We start from the raw sequence: 12,122 nt of genomic DNA, 5'->3' as shown, positions 1-12,122 counted from the left end.
TCGGAGGACGGGGGCCACGGGTCTCATGGGCGTACGAGCCGTGAGGCGGCGTTCACCTGGGGGTTCAGCCGACGGTGTAGTAGCTGTTCCAGCCGCTGCCGAGCTTGATCTGTGTGGCGAAGATCTCCGAGTCGGCCTTACCGGTGCCCTTGAGGAGGTACAGGTCGCCGGCGGTGGAGCGGGCCACGAGGTCGGACTTGGCGTCGCCGTTCACATCGCCCGGCGTGATCAGGAGGTTGTACGTCGACCAGTTGCTGCGGACCTTGACCGGTTCCTCGAAGGGGGCCGTGGACTTGCCGGTGCCCTTGACCAGGTAGAGGTCGTTCGTCCCGCCGCGGCGGACCAGCAGGTCGTTCTTGCCGTCATAGGTGAGGTCGCCGTGTCCGCGCACCTGGTTGTAGGCCTGGTAGCCGGTCGCCGACTTCACCGGCGTGTTGAACTTGCCGTTGCCGTAGCTCGGGTACGTCATGAGGTCGCCCGTGGACGTGACGGCCAGGATGTCGCCCTTGCCGTCGTTGTTCACATCGCCCGGGGCGACGATCGCCCGGACCGTCTTCCAGTTGCTGAAGATCTTCGTCTTGGCATAGGTCGAGCTGCTCGCCGAGCGGTGCAGCCAGTAGACGTCCCCGGTCGAGGCCTGCCGGGCGATCAGGTCCTGGTAGCCGTCCCGGTCGAGGTCCGTCTGGATGAACAGGTTGTACGCGCTGTAGGACCCGGCGAGCACCTTGCGCGCCGCGAGCTTCTCACCGGAGGAGGGGAAGGTGTACGCGGTGGAGCCGGTGGAACGGGCGAACACGTCGGCCCGGTGGTCACCGCTGAAGCTGGTGTCGTCGATACGGGGCTGGATCGACCGGTAGTAGGTCGACACCTTCGTGTACGCGTCGTACGTGCCGCTCAGGTTGCACGCCTCGACGCTGTTGGCGGGGCCCCAGGAGGTGATGCCGATGATGCGTCCGGAGACGAACATCGGGCCGCCGGAGTCACCGGGGCAGGTGGCCTTCCCGGTGGAGTCGTTGCCGGTGCCGCCGATGCCCGCGCAGATCATGTGGCCGGCCTTGTAGGCGCCCGGGACGCCGATGGCGCCGTCGAGGTTCTCGGAGCACTCGGCGTCCGAGCGCAGCGGCTGCTCCAGCCGCAGCAGGGTGTCCGACAGGGGCGAGAAGTCCCAGTCCGATCCGGTCATGCCCCAGCCGTAGGTGGTGGCCTTCGTCCCCGCGACGTACCGGGCGGTGTCGCCGTACGAAGCGGGCTGCGCCGGGGTGTAGTTCAAGGGCTTGGAGAGCGTCAGGAGCGCGATGTCGTTGTCGATCTCGGCCGCGTTGTACGAACCCGCGAAATAGGAGCGGGATATGCCTACAGCGGTCCCTTCGTCCGTGGCTCCGCCCGCCAGTTTGGCCGTTCCCGCGAGCACCATGCCCCGGTTGACCATATCGAGGGCGTTGCCATTCTCGTCGGTGACGCAGTGGGCGGCCGTCATCACCTTGTTGGGGGCGACGAGAGTGCCACCGCAGGTGAAGTAGAACAGCCCGTCGTTGTCGTACTCGAAAAGCAGCTGCACCATCCAAGGCGCGTCCTTGAAGGCGGTGTTGCTGCCGCCGATGATCTTCGGCGAGAGCTTCTGCGGGCTCACCACCTCGACGCCCTTCGGCGGCAGGAAGCGTTCACCGTTCTCCGCGGCCTGGGCCCCGACGGTCAGGCCGCCGCCCAGCAGTGCCAACGTCGCGGCACCGACGGCCGCCAGGCGGCCGATGATTCGTACTGATCCGGCATGGCGCGATATGCGCACGCAAGTCTCCCGTTATCCAGGGGCATCAAGTGGAGGTGCCGTAAGTGGGGGGAGAGTGACGGCGAATTGATATTACATGCAGAAATCCGCCCCGTCACCGAAGTAACGGGGCGGATTCAAGGGGCGGTTGGGAAAACCGCCGAGGGCTGCGTCAGTCGTTGCCGTTTCCGCTGCCGGGCGTCGTCTTCTGGATCTGGAGCAGGAACTCCGCGTTGGACTGGGTCTTCTTCATCCGGTCCAGGAGGAGCTCGATCGCCTGCTGCTGGTCGAGCGCGTGCAGCACCCGGCGCAGCTTCCAGACGACCGCCAGCTCGTCGGTGCCGAGCAGGATCTCCTCCTTACGGGTGGAGGACGCGTCGACGTCCACCGCCGGGAAGATGCGCTTGTCCGAGAGCTTCCGGTCGAGCTTGAGCTCCATGTTGCCGGTGCCCTTGAACTCCTCGAAGATCACCTCGTCCATGCGCGAGCCGGTCTCGACGAGCGCGGTGGCCAGGATGGTCAGCGAGCCGCCGTCCTCGATGTTGCGCGCGGCGCCGAAGAAACGCTTCGGGGGGTACAGCGCGGTCGAGTCGACACCACCGGAGAGGATGCGGCCGGAGGCCGGCGCCGCGAGGTTGTACGCGCGGCCCAGGCGGGTGATCGAGTCCAGCAGGACGACCACGTCGTGACCCAGCTCGACGAGACGCTTGGCGCGCTCGATGGCCAGCTCGGCGACGGTGGTGTGGTCCTCGGCGGGACGGTCGAAGGTCGAGGAGATGACCTCGCCCTTCACCGACCGCTGCATGTCGGTGACCTCTTCCGGACGCTCGTCGACCAGGACGACCATCAGGTGGCACTCGGGGCTGTTGACCGTGATCGCGTTGGCGATGGCCTGGAGGATCATCGTCTTGCCGGTCTTCGGCGGGGCGACGATGAGCCCGCGCTGGCCCTTGCCGATCGGGGCCACCAGGTCGATGATCCGCGTCGTCAGGATGTTGGAGTCGGTCTCCAGACGGAGCCGGTCCTGCGGGTAGAGCGGGGTCAGCTTCTGGAACTCGGGGCGGCCCCGGCCGGACTCCGGCGCCATGCCGTTGACCGAGTCGAGGCGGACCAGCGCGTTGAACTTCTCGCGCCGCTCGCCGTCCTTGGGCTGGCGCACCGCGCCGGTGACGTGGTCGCCCTTGCGCAGGCCGTTCTTGCGGACCTGGGCGAGCGAGACGTACACGTCGTTCGGGCCCGGCAGGTAGCCGGAGGTCCGGATGAACGCGTAGTTGTCGAGGATGTCCAGGATGCCCGCGACGGGGATCAGGACGTCGTCCTCGGCCACCTGCACGTCGCCGGCGAAGTCGTCGCGCCCACGGCGGCCGCGGCGGTCGCGGTAGCGGCCACGACGGCCGCGCCGGCCGCCCGCCTCGTCGTCGAAGTCGTCCTGCGGACCGTTGTCACGGTTCTGCTGACCCTGCCCCTGGCCCTGGCCCTGGCGCTGCGGGCGCTGCCCGCCGCCGCCCTGCTGGCCCTGGTCGTCGCCCTTGCCGCGGCGGTCGCGCTGACGCTCACGGCGGCCCTCGCGGTCACCGCGGTCACGGCCCTGGCGGTCACCACGACGGCCCTCGGCCGTGTCGGTGGCGTTCTCGGCCCGGGCGTCGCCCTTGGGCTCGGCCCGCTCCTCGGTCTTCTGCTCGGCCTGGGGCTCCGCCTTGGCCTTGACCTCGGTCTTCGCCTCGGTCTTGGTGTCAGGGCTGCCCGCCTGCGCGGTGGCACGGCGGCGACGGCGCTCGCCCGCGGGCTGGTCGTCGCTGGCCGGCTGGCCGGGGATGTCGATCTGCTGCTGGGCGGCCGTGCTCTTCTCGGCGGCGGCAGCGGCGCCCTCGTCCCCGGTGCGCGCCTTCGAGGTCGCGCGGCGCTTGGGCTTGCTCTCCGCCTCGGCGGGGGCCTCTGCGGCCTTGGAGGAGGCCTTGGGGGCGGCGGATCCGCCACCCGCCTGCGCCTCCTTGATGACCTCGATCAGCTGGCTCTTGCGCATGCGCGCGGTGCCCCTGATGCCGAGGCCGGACGCGACCTGCTGCAGCTCGGCCAGGACCATGCCCTCGAGGCCGGTGCCGGAGCGGCGGCGCCGTGCGGTGGTGCCAGTGGCAGCACCTTCGGCGGGCGCGGCGCTGTCGACGTTCTTGTCGGCAGTCACGCCCATCAGATCGGTGGTGTCGCTCACGAAGGGTCCTTCCCTGGAGCGGACGTCGGCCTTCTGGCTCGGCGACCGGTTGTGCTGTCCGACTGCGGTCTGTTGATCTTGCTGGATCGCGGACCTTGCCGGGGCGGTGGTCCGCCGGGTACGGCGGAGAGATGAACGTGCGGGGTCCGGCGCGAGATCCCCCTGCTCGGCCCACTCCTGGACGAGCGAGGGGTGTCGTGCCGGTTCCGGAGCGTGCTCGAAACTGCTCAGGCAGGCTGCTCAGGCAGTTGGGGAGGCTCCCGGAAGAATGGTGGTCCCGGAGGGGGACACGAAGCAACGCGCCTCAAAGACGTCGGTTGCAGACTTGAGGTTAACACTACCGGCTCCAACAAACATTCCCCCTCTCGCTCACCGGTAATCACATGCGGTTATGCGGCCAGCGGCAGCACACTCGCGCCTGTCGCGTCGAGGGCCAGCCGATTCGCCGCCCAGCCCTCCCCCGCCAGTCGGGCGACCTTGTCGGCCGAACCCTCCTCCGTCAGCGCGAGGACCGTGGGTCCGGCGCCGGAGATGACCGCGGGCACGCCGTCGGCGCGCAGGCGGTGCACCAGCTCCACGCTCTCCGGCATGGCCGGGCCCCGGTATTCCTGGTGGATCCGGTCCTCGGTGGCGGCGAGCAGCAGCTCGGGGCGGCGGGTCAGGGCTTCGACGAGCAGCGCCGCCCGGCCGGCGTTGAGGGCCGCGTCGACGTGCGGGACGGTGCGCGGGAGCAGACCGCGCGCCGTCTCGGTGAGCACCGGGCGTCCGGGCACGAAGACGACGGGCACCACGGAGTCGGCGGGGTCCATCCGGATCGCCCGGGCCGAGCCGCCGTCCATCCAGGCGAGGGTGAATCCGCCGAGCAGGCAGGCCGCGACGTTGTCGGGGTGCCCCTCGATCTCGGTCGCCAGCTCCAGCAGGGCCGCGTCGTCGAGGCGTGCGTCGCCGCCGGACGTCACGGCGCGGGCGGCGACGATTCCGGCGCAGATGGCGGCGGAGGAGGAGCCGAGGCCGCGGCCGTGCGGGATGCGGTTGGCACAGACGATCTCCAGCCCGCGGGGCTGGCCGCCGAGCAGGTCGAACGCGGTGCGCAGGGAGCGCACGAGCAGGTGGCTCTCGTCGCGGGGCAGGCTCTCGCTGCCCTCACCTGCGATGTCGATGTGCAGTCCGGAGTCGGCGACCCGGACGACGACGTCGTCGTACAGCCCCAGCGAGAGACCGAGGGCGTCGAACCCCGGCCCCAGGTTGGCGCTGGTGGCGGGGACGCGCACCCGGACGGCGGCGGCTCGGAACGCGGGACCGGCCATCGGTCGGACCACTCCTTGTAAGGCGGCGGGGATGCAGTGCGGTGGATCTGCGGCGGGGTCTGCGGGGGACGGGGGCGGGACACAGTGCGCACCGGGGTGTACAGGGGATCCGGTGGCCCGCCTCGCGTTCGCCCACGACGGCTGCCGTACCGCAGCGGACCGTCGGGCGGGTGTCGGGCGGATGGGGTACAGCTTATCGAAGGAAGGTTCTGTCGCGACATAGGGCGCACAGGAGGCGCACGATGCGTGTCGCCCACCTCCTATGCGCTCTCCGCCCCGGAAAGAGGGCGGTTGAGCTGGGTTGTCACGGTTGGCCGGATGGCATCGCCACGGGCGGCGGGGTGGCGCCGCCGGGGCCGGCGGACCCTGGGCCGCGGCGGCTGCAGCGGCCCGTCCGGCGCCGGCTCAGACGAGGCCGAGCCTCTCGGCGGCGGTGGCCGCGTCGACCGGGACCGTGACCGGCTGCGGGGCGCCCGCGACGGCCCAGTCCGGGTCCTTGAGGCCGTTGCCGGTGACCGTGCAGACGATCCTCTGCCCGGGGTCGACCCTGCCCTCCTCGGCGGCCTTGAGCAGACCCGCGACGGACGCGGCCGACGCGGGCTCCACGAAGACGCCCTCCTGGGAGGCCAACAGCCGGTACGCGGACAGGATCTGCCGGTCCGTCACCTCGTCGATGAAGCCGCCCGACTCGTCCCGCGCGGCGAGCGCGTAGTTCCAGGAGGCCGGGTTCCCGATGCGGATCGCGGTGGCGATGGTGGACGGGTCCTTGACGACCTCGCCGCGCACGATGGGCGCGGAACCGGAGGCCTGGAAGCCCCACATGCGCGGGGACCGGCTGGAGACGCCGTCACCGGCGTACTCGGTGTACCCCTTCCAGTACGCGGTGATGTTGCCCGCGTTGCCGACCGGCAGGACGTGGATGTCGGGGGCGTCGCCGAGCGCGTCGACGATCTCGAACGCGGCGGTCTTCTGGCCCTCGATACGGACCGGGTTGACCGAATTGACCAGCGCCACCGGGTAGTTGTCCGAGAGCGCGCGGGCCAGGGTCAGGCAGTCGTCGAAGTTTCCGTCGACCTGGAGGATCTTGGCGCCGTGCACGAGGGCCTGGCCCATCTTGCCGAGCGCGATCTTGCCCTGCGGTACGAGGACGGCGCAGACCATCCCCGCGCGCACCGCGTACGCCGCGGCGGAGGCGGAGGTGTTGCCGGTGGAGGCGCAGATGACGGCCTTCGCCCCCTCCTCCTTGGCCCGGGTGATGGCCATGGTCATGCCGCGGTCCTTGAAGGATCCGGTGGGGTTGGCGCCCTCGACCTTGAGGTGCACCTCGCAGCCCGTGCGCTCGGAGAGGACCTGCGCCGGTACAAGCGGCGTGCCGCCCTCACGAAGCGTGACGACCGGCGTCGTCGCCGTGACCGGAAGCCGGTCCCGGTACTCCTCGATGATGCCGCGCCACTGGTGGGTGCCCTTGCTGGTCATGGGTCCTTTACTCCCCTTCAACACGCATGATGCTGGCGACACCGCGCACGGTGTCGAGCTTGCGCAGCGCTTCGACGGTCCCGGAGAGGGCGGCGTCGGGCGCGCGGTGGGTGACGACGACGAGCGATGCCTCGCCGTCCTTTCCCTGCTGGCGGACCGTATCGATCGATACGCCCTGCTCGGCGAAGACCGTCGCGACCTGGGCGAGCACGCCCGGCTTGTCGGCCACGTCGAGGCTGATGTGGTAGCGCGTGACGACCTCGCCCATGGGGCTGACCGGCAGACGCGTGTAGGCGGACTCACCGGGTCCGGTGGCCTCGCCCAGTTTGTTGCGGCAGACCGCGACGAGGTCGCCGAGGACCGCGGAGGCGGTCGGGGAGCCGCCTGCGCCGGGCCCGTAGAACATGAGCTGTCCGGCGGCCTCGGCTTCGACGAACACCGCGTTGTACGCCTCGCGGACGGAGGCCAGCGGGTGGCTGAGCGGGATCATCGCGGGGTGGACGCGGGCGGTGACGGAGGCCCCGTCGGCGGCGCGCTCGCAGATGGCCAGCAGTTTGACCGTGCAACCCATGCGGCGGGCGGAGGCGATGTCGGCGGCGGTGACCTCGGTGATGCCCTCGCGGTGCACGTCGCCGATCTTCACGCGGGTGTGGAAGGCGATCCCGGCGAGGATCGCGGCCTTCGCGGCGGCGTCGAAGCCCTCGACGTCGGCGGTCGGGTCGGCCTCGGCGTACCCGAGGGCGGTGGCCTCGTCGAGCGCCTCGGAGTAACCGGCGCCGCTGGTGTCCATCTTGTCGAGGATGAAGTTGGTCGTGCCGTTGACGATGCCGAGCACCCGGTTGACCTTGTCGCCCGCGAGCGACTCGCGCAGCGGCCGCACCAGCGGGATGGCGCCGGCGACGGCGGCCTCGTAGTAGAGGTCGCGGCCGTACTTCTCGGCGGCGGCGTGCAGGGCCGCGCCGTCCTCGGCGAGCAGCGCCTTGTTCGCGGAGACGACGCCGGCGCCGTGCTCGAACGCGGTCGTGATGAGCGTACGGGCGGGCTCGATGCCCCCGATGACCTCGACGACGACGTCGATGTCGCCGCGCCGCACGAGCGCGGTCGCGTCGGTGGTGATCAGTGCGGGGTCGATGCCCTCACGCACCTTCGAGGGCCGGCGGACGGCCACACCGGCGAGCTCGACGGGCGCGCCGATGCGCGCCGCGAGGTCGTCGGCGTGCGTCGTCATGATGCGCGCCACCTCTGAGCCGACCACACCACAGCCCAGCAGCGCCACCTTCAGCGGACGCGTACGCATCATCCGACCTCGTTTCTCATACCTGGACCCTCCGGCGATCGGGGGGGCGTCGCGGTGCTGGGCACGCACCCAGCACCGCTCCTTCTCCCGCCCCTCCCGTCGCCGGAGAGCCATGCTCATTGGGGACCAGTCTCACTCACCGGACGGGAGTTTCTGACCCCTGTCCGGATCCTGAGATGACTATTTCATCAGCCGACATCGAGACGCAGGAGATCTTCCTCCGTCTCGCGCCGGACGATCACACGTGCCTCGCCGTCGCGCACCGCGACGACCGGCGGGCGCAGCGCGTGGTTGTAGTTGCTCGCCATGGAACGGCAGTACGCGCCGGTGGCGGGGACGGCGATCAGGTCGCCGGGGGCCAGGTCGGCGGGGAGGAAGGCGTCCTTGACCACGATGTCGCCGCTCTCGCAGTGCTTGCCGACGACCCGGACGAGCATCGGTTCGGCGTCCGAGGTGCGGGAGACCAGCGCGACGCTGTACTCGGCGTCGTACAACGCGGTGCGGATGTTGTCCGACATGCCGCCGTCGACGCTGACGTACGTCCGCAGCCCTTCCAGGGGCTTGATCGTGCCGACCTCGTACAGCGTGAACGCGGTGGGGCCGACGATGGCGCGGCCCGGCTCGACGGAGATCCGGGGGGTGCGCAGCTTCGCCGACTCGCACTCGCGGGTGACGATGGCGCTGAGCGCCTTGGCGATCTCGTGCGGCTCGCGGGGGTCGTCGTCGGAGGTGTACGCGATGCCGAGGCCGCCGCCGAGGTCGATCTCGGGGAGCTCGACGCCGTGCTCGTCGCGGATCTCGGCGAGCAGCTGCACCACACGCCGGGCGGATACCTCGAAACCGGCCATGTCGAAGATCTGCGAGCCGATGTGGGAGTGGACGCCGACGAGTTCGAGGCCGTCGAGCGAGAGCGCGCGGCGAACGGCCTCGGCGGCCTGCCCGTCGGCGAGCGCGATGCCGAACTTCTGGTCCTCGTGCGCGGTGGCGATGAACTCGTGGGTGTGGGCCTCGACGCCGACGGTGACGCGGATCTGCACGCGCTGGCGCACCCCGTGGCGCTGGGCGATGCGGGCGACGCGGACGATCTCCTGGAAGGAGTCGAGCACGATCCGCCCGACGCCGGCCTCGACGGCGCGCTCGATCTCGGCGACGGTCTTGTTGTTGCCGTGGAAGGCGATGCGCTCTGCGGGCATACCGGCGTCGAGAGCGGTGGTCAGCTCCCCGCCGGAGCACACGTCGAGATTGAGCCCTTCCTCCTTGAGCCAGCGCACGACGGCGCGGGAGAGGAATGCCTTGCCGGCGTAGAAGACGTCGGCGTCGGGCCCGAAGGCGTCGGCCCAGGCACGGCAGCGGGCCCGGAAGTCGCTCTCGTCGAGGAAGTAGGCGGGGGTGCCGAACTCCTCGGCGAGCCGGGCGACGGCGATGCCGCCGACGGTGAGGGCGCCGTCCGCGTCACGGGTGACGGTGCGCGACCAGACCTTCTCGTCGAGGACGTTGAGGTCGGCGGCGGGGGCGGAGTAGTGCCCCTCGGGGAGGACGTCGGCGTGACGGGGGCCTGCGGGGTGTGCGGAGCGGCTCATCGTGATGCTCTCTCGGGTCTCTTCTGATCTCGTCAGAGATGTTCGGGCGCGCGGATGCCGAGCAGGGACAGGCCGCCTGCCAGCACCGTCCCGGCGGCTTCGGCGAGGGCCAGCCGGGCGCGGTGGGCGGCCGAGGGTTTCTCGTCACCGGCGGGCAGGGGCGGGCAGGAGTCGTGGAAGTCGAAGAACGCGTGCGCGACGGCTTCCAGCTGCCGGGCGACCCGGTCGGGCGCGCGGTGACGGGCCCCGGCGAGGAGGACGCCGGGGTGGTCGGCGATGAGGCCGAGCAGGGGGCGGGCGGCGCTGTCGTACGGGGTGGGCCCGGGGGGGCTTTCGCCGTACGGGGCTGCCTCGGCGGTGAAGCCGAGGAGGACGGCCCCGCGGGTGAGGGCGCGGGCCCTGGCGTGGGCGTAACGGACGCGGAAGAGCGGGTTGGCCTCGCCCTGGACGAGCAGTTCGGGGCCGAGGGCGGCGCGGTCGTGTCCGGCGGCCCGCAGGAGCCCCCAGCGGGCCGCGTCGGGCCCGAGCCGCTCCAGCAGTTCACCCGCGGTGGCCCCGGCGGGGACGGGCCGGATCTCGGTGAGCGGTACGGGGGGCGTCCCGTGCGTGTCGACGGTGACGCCGAGGCGGACCCAGTCCGGGTCGGGCGCCTGTGCGCAGGTGGTCCGGGCCCGGGCGCCCTGGGCGACGAGGAGTCGGCGCACGGTCTGGGCGGTCACGGCGGCACGGACCTCCCGCGCGTGGTGGAACTGGTGGATCTCGTCCCGGAGCGCGTCCCCGTGGCCGTAAGCGAGGCCCCGTTCCCGTACGGCCGCGAGCACGGCCCGGTCGCTCTCGGCCGGGGCGTCGAGGGTGAAGCTCAGGAACCCCGGCCCGGTGATCTCGACCCGCCCGACGCCGGGCTCGGCGGCGACGCGTTCACGCAGGATCCGGGCGACCTCCAGGGCGGGCAGCGCGGCGGGCCCGGCGAGCTGGAGGGCGACGGCGCAGGCGTAGTCGCCGCTTCCGCCGGGCCGCGTCCGCTCCACCCGCACGCGCGCGGGCACGGGCGCGCGCAACGCATCCTCGTCGACCGCGCGGCGCACGGCGTGCAGCACGGTCCGGGAGAGGTCGGCGGGGGTCACGGGTCAAGCGTAGGTGAGAGAGGGGGGCACTTTGCGACCCGGTTTCGCCATCCGGTCAGCCGGGCCCGGTTCCACGGCGCGGGGCAGCCGGTCCCGGCCCACCCCTCCGGTCAGCCGGCCGTGCTCCCCGCCCGACCGGCACCGCGCCGCCCGTCCGGCGAGGGCTCTTCCTCCCCGGTCACCAGCCGGCGCATGATCCGCACCAGTTCGCTCGGCTCGAACGGCTTCGCCAGGAACGCGTCGACCCCGGCCGCCACCCCCGCGTCGACCTCGTAGGGCGTACAGGCGCTGATGACGACGATGGGAAGACGGCGGGTGCGGGGGTCGGAGCGCAGCCGGGTGGCGGTCTCCAGACCGTCCAGCCGGGGCATCACGACGTCGAGGGTGATGGCGTCGGGGCGGACGCTCGCGACCAGCTCCAGGGCCTCGACACCATCGGCCGCGGTCACGACCTCGAAGCCCTCCAGCTCGAGATTGACCCTGATCAGCTGCCGGATGACCTTGTTGTCGTCGACAACAAGCACGCGGCCGTACGCCCCTGACACCCTTCGAGAGTAGGTCCGCCGGAGGGGTGGCGTCCGGGTTTTGTCCACTTCCGCCCCGGACGGGTGGCCGGCGCCTCACCGCGCCGCTTCCCCGCCCCGCCCGACCGGGAGGAAGAGGCGCGGAGGCGCGGCGGAATACCTGTTCACGGACACCCCGTGGGAGCTGGTAGTGTTTCACCCGTCGCAAAGCACCACCGCGATTCGCCCCCGTAGCTCAGGGGATAGAGCATCGGCCTCCGGAGCCGGGTGCGCAGGTTCGAATCCTGCCGGGGGCACTTCCGGATTGAGGGCCTGACCTGCATTTATGCCGGTCAGGCTCTTCTCGTTCCGCCAGGCGCGCCGAACTCGGCGGGCGGAGAGATGCTGGGCGTCGGCACTCGCCCACGAAGCACCGGATCTTCCTGTGGGTCTTCTTGGGTGTCCAAATTTTCTTCCTGGTCCGGCTGATCATCGGGATCGTTTCCGGCTCGGGCACCCCCGAGGACTGCGGGACGCTCGACAGGCGGAGCTGCAACGACGCCGAGAACGCCGGCACCGCGATCGGTGCGGGCCTGATCATCGTCCTGTGGGCCGGCGTGGACGTCATTCTGGGCATCACGTACGCGGTCTACCGCCTCGCAAGGCGGCCGTAGCCGCTCCGGCGATGATCAGGCAGCGGTATTCCATTCCCTTGCGGGCCTGCTCCGTAACCGGTGGTGGTCAGGGCGGTACGGCGTTCCGCGAGCACCGCGAGACCGAAGTCGAGAGTGAACCCCCGGTCTCCGTCGGACCTCGGCGCTCAGCGGTTCCACGCCTCCCCCTCACGGGCGGCCGTTCCGC

General features: G+C 71.2%; 9 protein-coding genes and 1 tRNA gene. 2 read left to right on the top strand and 8 right to left on the bottom strand.

Annotated elements, in window-relative coordinates; genetic code table 11:
- Positions 1-64 precede the first annotated feature (64 nt).
- From RNL97_RS23100 to RNL97_RS23065, 8 genes are all read right to left on the bottom strand, one after another.
- Positions 65-1,786, bottom strand: a complete 1,722-nt coding sequence (locus tag RNL97_RS23100; protein ID WP_050499995.1) for a trypsin-like serine protease — start codon at positions 1,784-1,786, stop codon at positions 65-67.
- 151 nt (positions 1,787-1,937) lie between these two features.
- A complete protein-coding gene (gene rho, locus RNL97_RS23095) occupies positions 1,938-3,974 on the bottom strand; it encodes a transcription termination factor Rho (RefSeq protein ID WP_030579769.1) in 2,037 nt (678 codons plus the stop codon).
- Between the two features lie 389 nt (positions 3,975-4,363).
- Positions 4,364-5,281 carry a homoserine kinase gene (thrB, locus tag RNL97_RS23090; RefSeq protein WP_030579767.1) on the bottom strand — a complete coding sequence of 306 codons (918 nt, stop codon included), beginning with the start codon at positions 5,279-5,281 and terminating at the stop codon, positions 4,364-4,366.
- Between the two features lie 405 nt (positions 5,282-5,686).
- Positions 5,687-6,757 carry a threonine synthase gene (gene thrC, locus RNL97_RS23085; protein WP_030579764.1) on the bottom strand — a complete coding sequence of 357 codons (1,071 nt, stop codon included), beginning with the start codon at positions 6,755-6,757 and terminating at the stop codon, positions 5,687-5,689.
- A 7-nt stretch (positions 6,758-6,764) separates the two neighbouring features.
- Positions 6,765-8,054, bottom strand: coding sequence for a homoserine dehydrogenase (locus tag RNL97_RS23080; RefSeq protein WP_030579761.1), 1,290 nt, complete (start codon positions 8,052-8,054; stop codon positions 6,765-6,767).
- A 188-nt stretch (positions 8,055-8,242) separates the two neighbouring features.
- Entirely contained in the window at positions 8,243-9,634 is a 1,392-nt protein-coding gene (lysA, locus tag RNL97_RS23075) for a diaminopimelate decarboxylase (protein ID WP_030579758.1), read from the bottom strand.
- 32 nt (positions 9,635-9,666) lie between these two features.
- Positions 9,667-10,758, bottom strand: a complete 1,092-nt coding sequence (gene nrtL, locus RNL97_RS23070) for an ArgS-related anticodon-binding protein NrtL (protein WP_030579755.1) — start codon at positions 10,756-10,758, stop codon at positions 9,667-9,669.
- Positions 10,759-10,868: 110 nt separating this feature from the next.
- Positions 10,869-11,282, bottom strand: a complete 414-nt coding sequence (locus RNL97_RS23065; RefSeq protein ID WP_030579752.1) for a response regulator — start codon at positions 11,280-11,282, stop codon at positions 10,869-10,871.
- A 224-nt stretch (positions 11,283-11,506) separates the two neighbouring features.
- Here RNL97_RS23065 and RNL97_RS23060 point away from each other — a divergent pair.
- A tRNA-Arg gene (locus RNL97_RS23060) sits at positions 11,507-11,578 on the top strand.
- A gap of 138 nt (positions 11,579-11,716) precedes the next feature.
- Positions 11,717-11,935 carry a hypothetical protein gene (locus RNL97_RS23055; RefSeq protein WP_313751141.1) on the top strand — a complete coding sequence of 73 codons (219 nt, stop codon included), beginning with the start codon at positions 11,717-11,719 and terminating at the stop codon, positions 11,933-11,935.
- The last annotated feature ends 187 nt before the right edge of the window (positions 11,936-12,122 follow it).

It is taken from the genome of Streptomyces parvus, from assembly GCF_032121415.1.
GTDB classification, from domain to species: domain Bacteria; phylum Actinomycetota; class Actinomycetes; order Streptomycetales; family Streptomycetaceae; genus Streptomyces; species Streptomyces globisporus_A.
The sequence above is the reverse complement of the archived record's forward strand: the minus strand, read 5'-3'. Positions and strand labels throughout refer to the sequence as shown.

Bases quoted from the DNA above. Each gene is read 5' to 3' on its own strand.
- thrB (WP_030579767.1), bottom strand. From the start codon at position 5,281: ATGGCCGGTCCCGCGTTCCGAGCCGCCGCCGTCCGGGTGCGCGTCCCC.
- thrC (WP_030579764.1), bottom strand. From the start codon at position 6,757: ATGACCAGCAAGGGCACCCACCAGTGGCGCGGCATCATCGAGGAGTAC.
- RNL97_RS23080 (WP_030579761.1), bottom strand. From the start codon at position 8,054: ATGCGTACGCGTCCGCTGAAGGTGGCGCTGCTGGGCTGTGGTGTGGTC.
- lysA (WP_030579758.1), bottom strand. From the start codon at position 9,634: ATGAGCCGCTCCGCACACCCCGCAGGCCCCCGTCACGCCGACGTCCTC.